Origin of the sequence: Leclercia adecarboxylata, from assembly GCF_023639785.1 — a bacterium.
Lineage (GTDB): Bacteria > Pseudomonadota > Gammaproteobacteria > Enterobacterales > Enterobacteriaceae > Enterobacter > Enterobacter adecarboxylatus_D.
The window spans coordinates 4,228,970-4,244,135 of sequence record NZ_CP098325.1; the positions used below are offsets into that span (position 1 = coordinate 4,228,970).

Sequence of the window (15,166 nt, forward strand, 5' to 3'; positions counted from 1 at the left end):
TCCTCTTTCAGAGTCAAGCGATTATTTCACGCTTTTCTCTTCAACCAACCCGGCTGTTTGTGTGAAGTGATTCACATCCGCCGTGTCGATGGAGGCGCATTATAGGGATCCCAGTTTTTAGCACAAGCATTTTTTCGATCTTTTCTTCCGACTGTTCTTTTTTCGTTCTTTTCGCCGAAATCCCGTCCGATATGCTCAAATAATGACGTAAATGCCCCTTGATCAAGGCGAGTAATAGGATCAAAGTTTCCTGTAAAACGCACATCAGTCGAGGTTGATATGTCTGCAGTAATCCGTCCCTACAAAGATCTTTTCCCAAAACAAGGCGATCGCGTCATGATCGACAGCAGCAGCGTAGTCATTGGCGATGTCCGGCTGGGTGATGATGTCAGTATCTGGCCGCTGGTCGTCATTCGTGGTGACGTTAACTATGTCGCTATCGGCGCACGAACCAATATTCAGGATGGCAGCGTACTGCATGTCACCCATAAATCCTCTTATAACCCTGAAGGTAATCCGCTCATCGTGGGTGAGGATGTTACCGTCGGTCATAAAGTGATGTTGCACGGCTGCACGATCGGCAATCGCGTACTGGTTGGTATGGGATCTATTTTGCTGGATGGGGTGGTAGTAGAAGATAACGTGATGATTGGTGCCGGCAGCCTGGTGCCGCAAAACAAGCGGCTCGAAAGTGGCTTTCTCTATTTAGGAAGTCCGGTGAAACAGATCCGCCCCCTGACGGAAGCGGAAACAGAAGGTTTGCAGTACTCGGCCAATAACTACGTTAAATGGAAGAACGACTATCTGGATCAGGAAAGCCAGAACCATCCCTGATCGTCCTCATCACCGTTACGGATCGCATCGCTGGCTTCTTCTTCCAGATCCCAGCGATGTTCACGAAACGTATCAAGGGGAAGGCCATCGCCAAAACGATGGGTCAGCGTTACCCCTGCAATGGCACACATCACTTGCATACCATTAACCAGCGCCGGGAAACAGACGGCCAGCTTTTCTTCATCCCAGCTTTCTCGATCCGGGAACTGGATCGCCTGGTTCATGCCGATAGCTCCTGTTTAAGTTTTTCAATGACAGGCTTCACTTCTGGCAGCACACCATGCCAGAGCATCACCGCATGCGCGGCCTGCCCCACCAGCATCCCTAACCCATCAGCGAGATGTTTTGCGCCTAGCTGTTCGCACCAGTTAAGAAAAGGGGTTTTTCCTTTCTGATAGAACATGTCATAGCAATAAACATGTTCACTGATTAATGAGGCGGGGATTGCGGGGATCTCACCGCCAATACCGCTTGAAGTCGCATTGATGATCAGGTCGAATTCATGGTCGCTCAACGCGTCCATGGCTACAGCATGAATACTGCCAGTGTGGGTGAAAAGCGCGGCTAACTCTTCTGCCCTGGACCAGGTACGGTTTGTTATGGTCACTGCGCAATCCAGCGAGAGCAGCGGTAATATTACCCCCCGGGCCGCGCCGCCTGCGCCAATCAGCAGGATCCGCGCGCCGGGTTTAATAAATGACAAACGCTCCAGATCGCTCAACAGACCAATACCATCTGTGTTGTCCCCCAAAATTCGGCCGTCTTCAAGGCGCTTGAGAGTATTCACGGCTCCCGCAAGGGAAGCCCGCTCTGTTAACTCATCGGCGCGTCCGAATGCCTCTTCTTTAAAAGGCACCGTGACATTGGCCCCTTTTCCGCCACCAGCAAAAAAAGCCTCCAGCGTCGTTACAAAGGCATCAACGGGCGCAAGCACACGCCCATAAGGATGCTCAATATGAAGCTGTTGCGCGAACTGCTGATGAATAAATGGCGACTTGCTATGCGCAATTGGATTACCAAAAACGGCGTACGTTTCCATCTGATTACCCCTGGCGAAAACGCTCGCCGGTCAACGCATCACGAATTTCTGACGGATTCTGGCGGCCACCGGTCTCACCGATAACCACAGGGAAATCACTGCCAAACTGCGCTACCACCTCCTCTGAGGTGCGGCAAGGAGGCAATCCCGTCAGGTTGGCACTGGTTGAAACCAGCGGCTTACCAAAATGATTACACAATTCGATTACCAGCGGATGGTCTGTCACGCGCACGGCAAGGGAGTCAAAACGCCCCGTCAGCCATCGCGGCGTTGTCGGCAACGCTGGAAACACGAAGGTTACCGGCCCCGGCCAGGCTGAAAAAATGGTTTCACGCTGCGCTGACGTCAACATGGAATCATCGATATAAGGTTTAAGCTGTTCAAAACTGGCAGCAATTAAAATCAGGCCTTTTTCAACCGGACGCTGCTTCAGCGTTAATAAACGCGTTACGGCTAATTCGCTGTCGGGATCGCATCCCACCCCAAAAACAGCTTCTGTTGGATAAGCGATGACTTCTTCATTATTCAGCACGTCCACTGCATGCGCAACGGAGCCTGGTTGCAGGTTATTGTTCACTTTTTTATTCCGCCGAAACCGGCTTTCCACATTGTTTACTGGCGCAGAAGCGCTTCACACCTTGCGCCGTTTTTTTCTCGATAAGTAGCGGGTAATGACACTCAGGGCAGCTCCCCGCTACCGGTTTGAAATTGGTTACGAACTGACATTCAGGATAACGATCGCAGGAGTGGAATGTCTTACCATAGCGTGAGCGGCGTTGGACGAGGTGGCCGCTGTCACATTGTGGACAGGCTAAAGCTGTTTCGTCAGGTTTATCGATTTGTTCGGTGTGATCGCATTCGGGATAGCGGCTACAGCCGATAAACATGCCAAAACGTCCCTGGCGCAGCACAAGATCGCCGCCACATTGCGGGCATGCCTGTCCCTCCAGAACCTTAACAATATGCCCGTCCGCCTGGTTTTTCAGGGGACGGACATAATCACATTCTGGATAGTGTGAACAACCGAGAAACGGCCCGTGTTTACCGGACCGGATAACAAGTTCTGCCCCACACTGCGGGCAGGACTCATGTTTACGCACCGTAAATAGTGCTGATTTGGCCATAACAACTCTTGGTGCTGCACGATGAATTAATGCAGCATACCTTCATTCACTTCAAAGAGTAATTCTTCCATTTGCTGATAGGCATTTTCACACCCTGGAATATTGAACAGAACCATCAGGATGACCCATTTCAGATCTTCCAGCTCAAATTCTGCCGTATCCAGCGCCATGACGCGCTCTATCACCATTTCTCGCGTTTCGAGGTTCAGCACCTGAATCTGCTCCAGGAATAAGATAAATCCCCGGCAACTGGCATCCAGCCTTTCACACTCTTCAGCCGTATAGATGCGTACAGACAGTGGATCGGAAACTAACTGCATCGGTTCGGCAAGGCCTTCCTGATAATCAGCCAGTTTTTCCAGCCATATTAACGCGTTGTAAATATCTTCCCGTTCGAAACCTGCATCGGTGAGATCGCGTGTGAGTTTGTCCTGATCCACGCGTGCTTCAGCTTCGTTATGGATGTAAGTCTCAAACAAATACATGAGTACGTCGAACATGGCTTGCCCTCCTTAATCGGACATAGCCGCCGGGTACAGCTGCGATCCATCCTGCTAACTCCAGTTCCAGTAGCTGTGCTACCGTTACTGGCACAGGTTGGCCGGCACGTTCAGCGACAACGTCAACAGGTGTTACCTCATCTCCTACGTTAGCCAGGAGCTCAGGAAATGGCAATGCTACCTGGTCCTGATCTGATGAATAAAGCCAATTTTTGGGATCTTCTGGCAACCAGTTCAGCCCTGATTGCAAACTTTCCAGAATATCTTCTACCGCCGTCACGGGCGTCGCGCCTTGCTTTATTAACCAGTGAGGACCTTCACTACCTGGGTTTCCTATTGCTCCCGGTAATGCGAAGACTTCACGACCCTGTTCAAGCGCACATTTGGCAGTCACCAGCGAGCCACTTCTTATCAGCGCTTCTATAACGAACACCCCCTGACTGAGTCCGCTAATAATGCGGTTACGCCGGGGAAAATTACCCGGCCATGGAGGCGTCACAAGTGAAAACTCAGAAACAACAGCCCCGCCACTCTCAACAAGTTGTGAAGCCAACGACTTATGGCGACGCGGATAGACATCTGCCAAACCATTTCCCAGAACCGCAACGCTTTTACCTTTGACGCTAAGTGCAGCGCGATGCGCGATACCATCGATGCCACAGGCGAGGCCGCTGGTGATCGTAAGACCCATCTGAGCCAGCTGCTCACAAAGAATCTTTCCCCAGCGCTCCCCATACCAGGAGTGAGTACGGCTGCCAACGACGGCCAGTTGCAGGCTCGACAGCACCGAGGGGTTTCCCCTGACAAACAAAGCGTCCGGATAATCGGTAATAGCACGTAGCTGCTCTGGATAAAGGGCGCTATCCGCACATATCAGGTGATGCCCTTGCTTTGACAGCCACTCCATGCTGTGCTCGAGAGCATGAGGTGAAACGGATAAAAACGCCTCCTTTTGCTTATGGGTGAGCCCCATTTCCACCAGGGTAGCAGCATCAATATGGGGCTCGCGCTGCAGCCGCTGCGCCATCGTCACCATCTTGTCGCCGTACAATTCTCCCGTGCTTACCAGGCGTAGCCAAATCTCTGTGGATGTCATCCTTTCCCCTGCCACAAGCCGCTATAGCAATCTTTGCGATTGGTCACTGATGCTGTCAATCAGAGGGGGTTTTGTCTAGAATAGAGGTTATATTCTTATCAACTCCTGAATACGACTCTGGAAATATATGGCAGTTTTGCAAGTGTTACATATCCCGGACGAGCGCCTTCGCAAAGTCGCCGAGCCGGTTAAAGAAGTGAATGCAGAAACTCAACGTATCATTGATGATATGTTCGATACGATGTACGCCGAAGAAGGCATTGGTCTCGCGGCTACGCAGGTGGACATTCACCAGCGCATCATCGTCATCGACGTTTCTGAAAACCGCGACGGACGCCTGGTGTTAATCAACCCGGAGCTCCTGGAACAAAGCGGTGAAACGGGCATTGAAGAAGGCTGTCTCTCTATTCCTGAACAGAGAGCGTTGGTACCACGTGCAGAAAAAGTCAAAATCCGCGCGCTCGACCGCGACGGTAAGCCGTTTGAACTGGAAGCGGATGATCTGCTGGCCATCTGCATTCAGCATGAGATGGATCATCTGGTCGGTAAACTCTTTATCGATTATCTCTCTCCACTGAAACAGCAGCGTATTCGTCAGAAAGTAGAGAAACTGGATCGCATGCGCGCTCGCGCTTAACGTTTAATGTGACCCCGGATACAAGGAATAACGTGTCTACATCACTACGTATCATCTTTGCAGGTACACCTGACTTTGCAGCGCGTCATCTGGACGCGCTGTTGTCGTCTGGTCATCAGGTTGTTGGCGTATTTACCCAACCCGATCGTCCGGCAGGCCGTGGTAAAAAACTGATGCCGAGCCCGGTTAAGGTGCTGGCAGAAGAGCATGGTTTACCGGTGTTTCAGCCCGCGTCGTTACGCCCACAGGAAAATCAACAGCTGGTTGCTCAGTTAAACGCAGATGTCATGGTGGTTGTGGCGTATGGCCTCATCCTGCCAAAAGCAGTGCTTGATATGCCGCGTCTGGGCTGCATTAATGTTCACGGTTCACTGCTTCCTCGCTGGCGTGGCGCAGCCCCTATCCAGCGTTCGTTGTGGGCCGGCGATGCCGAAACGGGCGTAACGATCATGCAGATGGACGTAGGTCTGGATACCGGCGACATGCTGTATAAGCTCTCATGCCCTATTACTGACGAAGACACCAGTGGCACCTTGTATGACAAACTTGCTGAGCTTGGGCCTGAAGGCCTGATTGATACTCTGCGACAGTTAGCAGAGAATCGGGCCCAACCAGAAGTCCAGGACGAAGCGTTAGTGACCCACGCTGAAAAGCTCAGTAAAGAAGAGGCTCGCCTCGACTGGTCTCTTTCTGCTACTCAGCTTGAACGCTGCATACGGGCGTTCAATCCGTGGCCGATGAGCTGGCTGGAAATAGACGGGCAGCCTGTAAAAGTCTGGAAGGCTTCCGTGATTGATGGCAACACCAACGCTGCACCTGGAACTATTATCGAAGCCAGTAAGCAGGGCATTCAGGTCGCGACAGTTGAAGGGATCCTTAATCTGGAATCCTTACAACCTGCAGGAAAAAAAGCCATGAGCGCGCAGGACCTTCTGAACTCACGCCGCGAATGGTTTACACCCGGCAACAGTCTCGCCTGAGATCATCTCAAATTAAGGCCCGGTGTTTCCGGGCATTTTTATTTTTGCGGTTATGAAAAAACAAAATTTACGCAGCCTGGCAGCACAGGCGATTGAGCAAGTGGTCGAACAGGGCCAGTCACTGAGCAATGTCCTGCCACCGTTACAGCAAAAAGTTTCTGATAAAGATAAGGCACTGCTTCAGGAGCTGTGCTTTGGTGTCCTGCGCACGTTACCCCAGCTGGAATGGCTGATCGGCAAACTCATGGCGCGTCCGATGGCGGGCAAGCAGCGTGTCGTTCACTATCTGATCATGGTCGGCTTCTATCAGTTACTGCATACCCGTATTCCGCCTCATGCTGCGCTGGCAGAAACCGTAGAAGGCGCGGTCGCAGTAAAGCGCCCGCAGCTTAAAGGGCTAATTAATGGCGTTTTGCGTCAGTTTCAGCGTCAGCAAGATGAGCTGCTGGCTGAATTTGCCGGCACGGAAAAACGTTTTCTGCATCCCGACTGGTTATTAAAACGTCTGCAGAAGGCCTATCCAGAACAGTGGGAAGCGGTAATTAATGCCAATAACCAGCGTCCACCCATGTGGCTACGCGTTAACCGCAATCACCACACACGCGATGCCTGGCTGGCGCTGCTGGAAGAGGCCGGGATGTCCGGGTTCCCGCACCCTGAATACAGCGATGCGGTGCGTCTGGCGGCCCCTGCTCCGGTACATGCCCTTCCAGGATTTGAACAGGGCTGGGTGACCGTTCAGGACGCCTCAGCACAAGGCTGTATGACCTGGCTTGAACCGCAAAATGGCGAGCGGATCCTCGATCTTTGCGCCGCGCCTGGCGGTAAAACAACCCATATTCTGGAAGTTGCGCCGCAGGCAAGCGTGATGGCCATCGACGTTGACGAACAGCGTCTCTCTCGCGTCTATGACAACCTCAAACGTCTGGGAATGAAGGCCGAGGTTAAGCAGGGTGACGGACGAACACCTGCGCAGTGGTGTGGGGATGAGCAGTTTGATCGTATTTTACTGGATGCCCCTTGCTCAGCTACCGGGGTTATCCGTCGTCACCCGGATATTAAATGGTTGCGCCGTGACCGTGATATCAAGGAACTGGCGCAGCTGCAGTCGGAGATCCTTGATGCCATCTGGCCACATCTGAAAACAGGCGGAACGCTGGTTTATGCCACCTGTTCCGTACTGCCGGAAGAGAATAGCCAGCAGATTGCCGCGTTCCTGAAGCGTACCCCAAATGCCCGTCTGCAGCTGACCGGCACACCAGAGCTGCCCGGCAAACAAAACCTGCCAGGGGCAGAAGAAGGCGATGGCTTCTTTTACGCTAAGCTAATCAAAGAGTGATGTTGATAACGGGTCACAAGATATGAAGATAATCATTCTGGGCGCGGGACAGGTAGGCGGTACGCTGGCAGAAAACCTGGTCGGTGAGAATAACGACATCACTATCGTAGATACGAATGGCGATCGTCTGCGCGGGCTGCAGGATAAATTCGATCTGCGTGTGGTCCAGGGCCATGGCTCTCACCCGCGAGTGTTGCGAGAAGCCGGGGCTGATGACGCAGACATGCTGGTTGCTGTCACCAGTTCAGATGAAACCAATATGGTTGCCTGTCAGGTGGCCTATTCGTTATTTAATACCCCGAATCGCATCGCGCGTATCCGTTCTCCGGATTACGTTCGTGATGCCGATAAGTTGTTTAATTCCGAAGCGGTTCCGATCGACCATTTAATCGCACCAGAGCAGCTGGTTATCGACAGTATTTACCGATTGATCGAATACCCAGGCGCATTGCAGGTTGTTAATTTTGCGGAAGGCAAGGTTAGTCTTGCGGTAGTGAAAGCCTATTATGGCGGCCCGTTAATCGGTAACGCACTGTCTACGATGCGCGAACATATGCCGCACATCGATACACGCGTCGCCGCGATTTTCCGTCATGACCGTCCTATCCGACCGCAAGGCTCAACCATTGTCGAAGCGGGTGACGAAGTTTTCTTTATCGCCGCATCACAGCATATCCGCGCGGTAATGAGTGAGCTTCAGCGCCTGGAAAAACCCTACAAGCGCATTATGCTGGTCGGTGGCGGTAATATCGGCGCCGGTCTGGCACGACAGCTTGAAAAAGATTACAGCGTTAAATTGATCGAACGCGATCAACAGCGCGCCGCTGAGCTGGCAGAAAAACTGCAAAATACGATCGTTTTTTATGGCGATGCCTCGGATCAGGAGTTGCTGGCGGAAGAGCACATCGATCAAGTCGATCTCTTTATTGCTGTTACCAATGATGATGAAGCGAACATCATGTCAGCGATGCTGGCGAAACGGATGGGTGCCAAAAAAGTTATGGTGCTGATCCAGCGCAAAGCCTATGTCGATCTGGTGCAGGGCAGCGTGATTGATATTGCGATTTCGCCGCAACAGGCCACGATCTCTGCCCTGCTGAGTCATGTGCGAAAAGCAGATATTGTGGGCGTTTCTTCCCTGCGTCGTGGTGTGGCAGAAGCTATCGAAGCCGTGGCACATGGGGATGAAAGCACATCTCGTGTTGTTGGACGCACCATCGATGAAATTAAGCTCCCGCCGGGCACGATCATTGGTGCAGTAGTGCGGGGTAATGATGTGATGATTGCCAATGACAACTTACGTATTGAACAGGGCGATCACGTCATTATGTTCCTGACGGATAAAAAGTTTATTACCGACGTTGAACGCTTATTCCAGCCAAGTCCTTTCTTCCTGTGATCGACAAAAAGGTGCTGTTATCAGCACCTTTTCTTTTTAACCCAATAATTCGTAAGGGTTATATTTCTGTGACGCATGTCTCTCATCAATGGCAATCCGCTAATGATTTGTTAAACTTGTATTTGTCAGCTGGCACAAGGAGAACAAAATGAGTTTTATTAAAGAATTTCGCGAATTTGCGATGCGCGGAAATGTAGTGGATTTGGCTGTGGGTGTAATTATTGGTGCGGCGTTTGGCAAGATCGTTTCATCTCTGGTTGCCGATATCATCATGCCACCCCTGGGGCTGTTAATTGGCGGGATCGATTTTAAACAATTCGCCTTAACGCTACGTGAAGCACAAGGTGATGTCCCTGCTGTGGTAATGCACTATGGCGTATTCATTCAAAACGTATTTGATTTTGTGATTGTTGCTTTCGCCATCTTCATGGCTATCAAGCTTATCAACAGATTAAATCGTAAGAAAAAAGAAGAACCGGCCGCCCCGGCTGCGCCATCAAAAGAAGAAGTACTGCTTACTGAAATTCGTGACTTGCTGAAAGCGCAGAACAACCGCACTTTGTGATCCTCTTGAAGCAAGAAGGCCAGTGGTAAGAAAGCGATCTGCTTGCTTGCCACTGGCCTCCCAGTTACCCCGTTTTGCATGTTTAGTTTTACGCATATAACTTCCTTTCCCTTTCTTGTTTTTCTCGACTCGCTGTCTGAATAAAGGATCGTGTAATAGTGCTTCGATGGCATTGTCGTTAATCTGACCTTTTTTGTGCTGATAATGGCTCATACTGTCTCCAGTGTTTAAAATATCGACGCGAGTGTAGGTGGAGTTAATAATAAAATCAACATCCGCGAGACCCGCCATTTGCCCCTTGTTCAAGGGTTTCCAGAATAGAACAATAAACGCTACTGTGTGCGGTACCGCAGCACGCATCATTCAGCCTCTGCAACGAGAGACGCATGGTTTGTAGTTCTTCAATGCGCGCTTCGACTTCACTCAGCCTCGTCTGCACAATGCTTTTCGACTCCTGACATGTGTGATGTTCAGGATCGATGCGTATCGACAGCAACTCGCGGATCGACTCCAGCGTAAACCCCAGCTGTCGGGCATGACGAATAAATTTCAGACGCTGAAGATCCTTATCGGTATATAACCGAAAGCCACCTTCAGTGCGAATCTCATGCTCCATCATCTGTTGCTTTTCGTAATAACGAATAGTATCAGGCGTGACGTCAGCCAGCTTCGCAATCTCACCAATACGATACATCGCTACTCCTCATTTATTTTTTGCATTAACCGATTGGCGTAATCGCCATGCAAAAATTCAGTACTGACTCCCGCCTGTCGAAGTTTAAGCTCCAGCAGGGCAAGACGATGAGTGTAGTCCGAATGTTCTGCAGAACCCTGCCTGACGGTAGTGAGCAAGTGAGACAACTCAATAGCCTCTTTACGCTGTTCAATTTCAGGAGGGAGACAACCGGCATTTTTCAACATGCGATAGCCGGCACGCAGGTCAGCAGGTACATGTGAATCATCATCCAGTATCAAAGGCTGGCCGTTGCCGGGCAGGTTATCAAATTCACCCTGACGTTGAGCATCCAGAATGTGTCTCTCTGCCCATTGGTCGAGTAACCACATAGCAAACTCCAGAGAGAAGAAAAAGAATATAACTATTGTAGGAAAGTGGGGATTCAGCAGATATAAAAAAACCCGCCGAGGCGGGTTTTTTTACGTTACTACAGATTACTCTGCAGCAGCTTCTGCTTTCTCTGAACGATCAACCAGCTCGATGTAAGCCATCGGCGCGTTGTCGCCTGCACGGAAGCCACACTTCAGAATGCGAGTGTAACCACCGGCACGGCTCGCGAAACGCGGGCCCAGTTCGTTAAACAGTTTTGCCACGATCTCGTTATCACGAGTACGGGCGAATGCCAGACGACGATTAGCAACGCTGTCAGTCTTGGCAAGAGTAATCAGCGGCTCAACTACGCGACGCAGCTCTTTCGCTTTAGGCAGGGTCGTCTTGATGATTTCATGACGAACCAGTGAACCTGCCATGTTGCGGAACATAGCCTGGCGATGGCTGCTGTTGCGGTTCAGTTGACGACCACTCTTACGATGGCGCATGACCTTATCCTTCTCAGTAAAACCTTAACCTGTGATCCGGTTACTCGTCAGCAATGCTTGCCGGTGGCCAGTTTTCCAGGCGCATGCCCAGAGACAGACCACGTGAAGCCAGCACGTCTTTAATCTCGGTAAGAGATTTTTTACCCAGGTTCGGCGTTTTCAGCAACTCAACCTCGGTACGCTGTACCAGATCACCGATATAGTGGATAGCTTCTGCCTTGAGGCAGTTAGCAGAGCGGACAGTCAATTCCAGATCGTCAACAGGGCGCAGCAGGATCGGATCGAATTCTGGTTTCTCTTCTTTCACTTCCGGCTGACGTACATCACGTAAGTCAACGAAAGCTTCCAGTTGTTCTGCCAGGATGGTTGCCGCACGACGAATCGCCTCTTCAGGATCGATTGTGCCGTTGGTTTCCATTTCGATGACCAGCTTGTCCAGGTCGGTACGCTGTTCTACACGCGCTGCTTCAACATTGTAGGCAATACGCTCTACAGGGCTGTAGCATGCGTCGACCAGCAGACGGCCGATTGGGCGCTCATCTTCTTCCGAATGAATTCGGGCAGAAGCCGGCACATAACCACGACCGCGCTGAACTTTGATACGCATGCTAATAGCTGCGTTCTCATCGGTCAGGTGGCAGATCACGTGCTGCGGCTTGACGATTTCGACATCACCATCATGGGTGATGTCGGCTGCAGTCACAGGGCCAATGCCAGATTTATTCAGAGTAAGAATAACTTCATCTTTACCCTGAACTCTCACCGCCAGCCCTTTCAGGTTGAGCAGGATTTCAAGGATATCTTCCTGAACGCCTTCTTTGGTGCTGTACTCATGAAGTACACCATCAATCTCAACCTCGGTCACCGCGCAACCCGGCATCGATGAGAGCAGAATACGGCGCAGTGCGTTACCCAGAGTATGGCCAAAGCCACGCTCTAAAGGCTCAAGGGTCACCTTGGCGTGCGTCGAACTCACTTGCTCGATATCTACCAGGCGCGGTTTTAGAAACTCTGTCACAGAACCCTGCATTGTGTCCTCTCTTTGGTACTAAGCTTTACTTGGAGTAAAGCTCGACGATCAGGTGTTCGTTAATGTCCGCAGACAGATCAGAACGTTCCGGCTGACGCTTGAACGTGCCTTCCATCTTGCCAGCATCAACTTCCAGCCAGGTTGGCTTTTCACGCTGCTCAGCCAGCTCCAGAGCGGCTTTCACGCGAGATTGCTTTTTCGCTTTCTCACGAATGCTAACAACGTCATTCGCTTTAACCTGATAAGAAGCGATGTTAACAACACGACCGTTTACCATGATTGCTTTATGGCTAACCATCTGACGTGCTTCAGCACGAGTGGCGCCAAAGCCCATACGGTATACAACGTTGTCCAGACGACCTTCCAGCAGAGCCAACAGGTTTTCACCGGTGTTGCCTTTCAGACGTGCTGCTTCTTTATAGTAGTTACGGAACTGACGCTCCAGCACACCGTACATACGGCGAACTTTCTGCTTTTCACGCAACTGCACACCATAGTCAGACAGACGCGGTTTACGCGCACCGTGCTGGCCAGGAGCTTGTTCAATTTTACACTTGGTATCGATCGCGCGAACGCCAGACTTAAGGAATAAGTCGGTGCCCTCACGACGGCTCAGCTTGAGCTTAGGACCCAAATATCTTGCCATTTTCTATCTCCAACAAACCTGGAAAACGAACGCGTTATACGCGACGTTTTTTCGGCGGACGACAACCGTTATGAGGGATCGGAGTCACATCAGTAATATTAGTGATGCGGAAACCAGCGGCGTTCAGAGCACGAACGGTAGATTCGCGACCCGGACCCGGACCTTTTACCATAACTTCCAGATTCTTGATGCCGTATTCTTTTACGGCTTCAGCGCAACGCTCTGCTGCAACCTGAGCTGCGAACGGAGTGGATTTGCGAGAACCACGGAAACCGGAACCACCGGCTGTTGCCCAACCCAGTGCGTTACCCTGACGATCAGTAATAGTAACGATGGTGTTGTTGAAAGAAGCATGGATATGAGCCACGCCGTCAGAGACTTGTTTTCTTACACGCTTACGTGCACGAACTGGTGCCTTTGCCATTATTCAATCACCCCGATTATTTCTTGATCGGTTTGCGCGGACCCTTACGGGTACGTGCGTTGGTCTTAGTACGCTGACCGCGCACTGGCAGACCACGACGATGACGCAAACCGCGATAGCAACCAAGGTCCATAAGGCGCTTGATGCTCATGCTAACTTCACGGCGCAGATCACCTTCAACGACAAATTTGGCAACTTCGTCACGCAGCGTGTCGATTTGTTCTTCAGACAGCTCACTGATCTTAACATCTTCAGCGATACCCGCTGCAGCCAGAATGGCTTTAGAACGGGTCTTGCCGACGCCATAGATCGAAGTTAATGCGATCACAGCATGTTTCTGATCAGGAATGTTAATGCCTGCTATACGGGCCACTATGCACTCCTACTATTTAATATGTACGCACCATGCTGAAAAGCCCGTTTTCAGGATACTCAAATGGAAACGTACAGACATACAAAAGATTGGCTGGCTAATCTAGCCAGCTCAACCCAACTTTGCAAGAAAAATATGCGAAATAATCAGCCTTGGCGCTGTTTATGCTTCGGCTCGGCACTGCAAATCACACGGATGACACCATCACGCTTAACGATTTTGCAGTTACGGCATAATTTCTTGACGGAAGCACGAACTTTCATTTTTACTCTCCGTAACTTCTCGGGCGACCTTTTAGCGGCCGTAGCCTTTCAGGTTCGCCTTCTTCAATGCAGACTCGTACTGACTTGACATCATCAGAGTTTGCACTTGAGCCATAAAGTCCATAATCACGACAACAACGATAAGCAGTGAGGTTCCACCGAAGTAGAACGGTACTTTCATTGCATCACGCATGAACTCCGGGATCAGGCAAATAAAAGTAATATAAAGCGCACCAACCAAAGTCAGGCGAGTCATTACTTTATCGATATACTTCGCCGTTTGCTCTCCCGGACGAATTCCTGGTACAAATGCACCGGACTTCTTCAGGTTATCTGCTGTTTCACGTGGGTTGAAGACCAACGCCGTGTAGAAGAAACAGAAGAAGATGATCGCAGACGCATAGAGTAACACATAAAGCGGTTGCCCAGGCTGCAAATACAGCGAAATTGTTGTCAGCCAGTTCCAACCAGTACCGCCCCCGAACCATGACGCGATGGTCGCCGGGAACAGAATAATACTGGAAGCGAAGATTGCCGGGATTACCCCTGCCATATTCACTTTCAGCGGTAAATGTGTGCTCTGTGCAGCATAGACACGACGACCTTGCTGACGTTTTGCGTAGTTTACCACAATGCGGCGTTGACCACGTTCAACGAAGATAACAAAGAACGTCACTGCAAATACTAATACTGCAACCAACAGCAACAGGAGGAAGTGCAGGTCGCCTTGACGCGCTTGCTCGATCGTATGGGCAATGGCTGGCGGGAGTCCCGCAACAATACCAGCGAAAATAATGATCGAAATACCGTTACCGATACCACGTTCAGTAATTTGTTCGCCGAGCCACATCAGGAACATTGTTCCTGAGACCAGACTTACAACAGCGGTGAAATAGAATGCAAAGCCCGGGTTAATAACCAGGCCCTGCATACCAGGCATATTCGGAAGACCGGTAGCAATACCGATCGACTGAAATATTGCCAGCACCAGAGTGCCGTAACGGGTGTACTGGCTGATCTTACGACGACCAGACTCCCCTTCTTTCTTCAGTTCTGCCAGGGCCGGATGAACGACCGTCAGCAGCTGGATAATAATCGATGCCGAAATATACGGCATGATACCCAGAGCAAAGATAGAAGCACGGCTGAGAGCACCACCAGAGAACATGTTAAACATTTCAATGATGGTGCCACGCTGTTGCTCAAGCAGTTTGGCAAGTACAGCGGCATCAATACCAGGGATCGGAATAAAAGAGCCAATACGGAAAACAATCAGCGCACCGATTACAAACAGAAGTCTGCGTTTCAGTTCACCAAGCCCACCTTTGGCACTTTGAAAATCTAATCCCGGTTGTTTAGCCAT

At 50.7% G+C, this 15,166-nt stretch carries 22 protein-coding genes; 6 read left to right on the top strand and 16 right to left on the bottom strand.

The genetic code is table 11. From position 1 onward, the window contains the following. Nucleotides 1-279 precede the first annotated feature (279 nt). Nucleotides 280-834: a gamma carbonic anhydrase family protein gene (locus tag NB069_RS19930; RefSeq protein WP_250586370.1), complete on the top strand. Its 555-nt coding sequence runs from the start codon at nucleotides 280-282 to the stop codon at nucleotides 832-834. On the opposite strand, the gene NB069_RS19935 is transcribed toward NB069_RS19930, so the two are convergent. The 6 genes from NB069_RS19935 to dprA are packed head-to-tail and all read right to left on the bottom strand — an operon-like array spanning nucleotide 810 to nucleotide 4,593. Continuing rightward, complete coding sequence (locus NB069_RS19935) at nucleotides 810-1,058, bottom strand: DUF1488 domain-containing protein (RefSeq protein ID WP_250586371.1); 249 nt, start codon at nucleotides 1,056-1,058, stop codon at nucleotides 810-812. The two genes, NB069_RS19930 and NB069_RS19935, sit on opposite strands and share 25 nt — an antisense overlap. Continuing rightward, entirely contained in the window at nucleotides 1,055-1,873 is an 819-nt protein-coding gene (gene aroE, locus NB069_RS19940; RefSeq protein ID WP_250586372.1) for a shikimate dehydrogenase, read from the bottom strand. The genes NB069_RS19935 and aroE overlap by 4 nt, the downstream gene beginning before the upstream one ends. Nucleotides 1,874-1,877: 4 nt before the next feature. After that, the gene (gene tsaC / locus NB069_RS19945) at nucleotides 1,878-2,450 is read right to left on the bottom strand and encodes an L-threonylcarbamoyladenylate synthase type 1 TsaC (protein ID WP_250586373.1); all 573 of its coding nucleotides are present in this window, start codon (nucleotides 2,448-2,450) and stop codon (nucleotides 1,878-1,880) included. Between the two features lie 4 nt (nucleotides 2,451-2,454). Then, complete coding sequence (locus NB069_RS19950; protein ID WP_250586374.1) at nucleotides 2,455-2,997, bottom strand: DNA topoisomerase family protein; 543 nt, start codon at nucleotides 2,995-2,997, stop codon at nucleotides 2,455-2,457. A 26-nt stretch (nucleotides 2,998-3,023) separates the two neighbouring features. Beyond that, nucleotides 3,024-3,497, bottom strand: a complete 474-nt coding sequence (gene smg / locus NB069_RS19955) for a DUF494 family protein Smg (protein ID WP_039032055.1) — start codon at nucleotides 3,495-3,497, stop codon at nucleotides 3,024-3,026. Next, nucleotides 3,469-4,593 (bottom strand): DNA-protecting protein DprA, encoded by a 1,125-nt coding sequence (gene dprA, locus NB069_RS19960; RefSeq protein WP_250586375.1) that lies wholly within the window; start codon nucleotides 4,591-4,593, stop codon nucleotides 3,469-3,471. The genes smg and dprA overlap by 29 nt, the downstream gene beginning before the upstream one ends. A 127-nt stretch (nucleotides 4,594-4,720) precedes the next feature. On the opposite strand from dprA, the gene def reads away from it, so the two are divergent. The 5 genes from def to mscL all read left to right on the top strand — a co-directional run bounded on the left by def (nucleotide 4,721) and on the right by mscL (nucleotide 9,513). Then, entirely contained in the window at nucleotides 4,721-5,230 is a 510-nt protein-coding gene (def, locus tag NB069_RS19965; RefSeq protein WP_250586376.1) for a peptide deformylase, read from the top strand. 32 nt (nucleotides 5,231-5,262) lie between these two features. Continuing rightward, the gene (gene fmt / locus NB069_RS19970; RefSeq protein ID WP_250586377.1) at nucleotides 5,263-6,210 is read left to right on the top strand and encodes a methionyl-tRNA formyltransferase; all 948 of its coding nucleotides are present in this window, start codon (nucleotides 5,263-5,265) and stop codon (nucleotides 6,208-6,210) included. Between the two features lie 52 nt (nucleotides 6,211-6,262). Continuing rightward, the gene (gene rsmB / locus NB069_RS19975) at nucleotides 6,263-7,549 is read left to right on the top strand and encodes a 16S rRNA (cytosine(967)-C(5))-methyltransferase RsmB (RefSeq protein WP_250586378.1); all 1,287 of its coding nucleotides are present in this window, start codon (nucleotides 6,263-6,265) and stop codon (nucleotides 7,547-7,549) included. 22 nt (nucleotides 7,550-7,571) lie between these two features. Beyond that, nucleotides 7,572-8,948 carry a Trk system potassium transporter TrkA gene (gene trkA, locus NB069_RS19980; RefSeq protein ID WP_250586379.1) on the top strand — a complete coding sequence of 459 codons (1,377 nt, stop codon included), beginning with the start codon at nucleotides 7,572-7,574 and terminating at the stop codon, nucleotides 8,946-8,948. Nucleotides 8,949-9,096: 148 nt separating this feature from the next. Next, complete coding sequence (gene mscL / locus NB069_RS19985; protein WP_250586380.1) at nucleotides 9,097-9,513, top strand: large-conductance mechanosensitive channel protein MscL; 417 nt, start codon at nucleotides 9,097-9,099, stop codon at nucleotides 9,511-9,513. On the opposite strand, the gene NB069_RS19990 is transcribed toward mscL, so the two are convergent. From NB069_RS19990 to secY, 10 genes are all read right to left on the bottom strand, one after another. Beyond that, nucleotides 9,445-9,726 (bottom strand): alternative ribosome-rescue factor A, encoded by a 282-nt coding sequence (locus tag NB069_RS19990; protein ID WP_250589549.1) that lies wholly within the window; start codon nucleotides 9,724-9,726, stop codon nucleotides 9,445-9,447. The genes mscL and NB069_RS19990 overlap by 69 nt on opposite strands. Before the next feature lie 55 nt (nucleotides 9,727-9,781). Continuing rightward, a complete protein-coding gene (gene zntR, locus NB069_RS19995) occupies nucleotides 9,782-10,207 on the bottom strand; it encodes a Zn(2+)-responsive transcriptional regulator (protein ID WP_250586381.1) in 426 nt (141 codons plus the stop codon). Between the two features lie 2 nt (nucleotides 10,208-10,209). After that, a complete protein-coding gene (locus NB069_RS20000; protein WP_250586382.1) occupies nucleotides 10,210-10,578 on the bottom strand; it encodes a DUF1992 domain-containing protein in 369 nt (122 codons plus the stop codon). 105 nt (nucleotides 10,579-10,683) lie between these two features. Then, nucleotides 10,684-11,067 (bottom strand): 50S ribosomal protein L17, encoded by a 384-nt coding sequence (gene rplQ / locus NB069_RS20005; protein ID WP_001216368.1) that lies wholly within the window; start codon nucleotides 11,065-11,067, stop codon nucleotides 10,684-10,686. A 40-nt stretch (nucleotides 11,068-11,107) separates the two neighbouring features. Beyond that, nucleotides 11,108-12,097: a DNA-directed RNA polymerase subunit alpha gene (locus NB069_RS20010; protein ID WP_002919219.1), complete on the bottom strand. Its 990-nt coding sequence runs from the start codon at nucleotides 12,095-12,097 to the stop codon at nucleotides 11,108-11,110. A gap of 25 nt (nucleotides 12,098-12,122) precedes the next feature. Beyond that, on the bottom strand, nucleotides 12,123-12,743 hold the full coding sequence (gene rpsD, locus NB069_RS20015; protein WP_032614687.1) for a 30S ribosomal protein S4: 621 nt from the start codon (nucleotides 12,741-12,743) through the stop codon (nucleotides 12,123-12,125). 34 nt (nucleotides 12,744-12,777) lie between these two features. Continuing rightward, nucleotides 12,778-13,167: a 30S ribosomal protein S11 gene (rpsK, locus tag NB069_RS20020; RefSeq protein WP_003863312.1), complete on the bottom strand. Its 390-nt coding sequence runs from the start codon at nucleotides 13,165-13,167 to the stop codon at nucleotides 12,778-12,780. Between the two features lie 16 nt (nucleotides 13,168-13,183). Next, nucleotides 13,184-13,540 (bottom strand): 30S ribosomal protein S13, encoded by a 357-nt coding sequence (rpsM, locus tag NB069_RS20025; RefSeq protein WP_003031135.1) that lies wholly within the window; start codon nucleotides 13,538-13,540, stop codon nucleotides 13,184-13,186. 146 nt (nucleotides 13,541-13,686) lie between these two features. Further along, nucleotides 13,687-13,803, bottom strand: coding sequence for a 50S ribosomal protein L36 (gene rpmJ / locus NB069_RS20030; protein WP_000868187.1), 117 nt, complete (start codon nucleotides 13,801-13,803; stop codon nucleotides 13,687-13,689). Between the two features lie 31 nt (nucleotides 13,804-13,834). Further along, a complete protein-coding gene (gene secY, locus NB069_RS20035) occupies nucleotides 13,835-15,166 on the bottom strand; it encodes a preprotein translocase subunit SecY (protein ID WP_103177265.1) in 1,332 nt (443 codons plus the stop codon).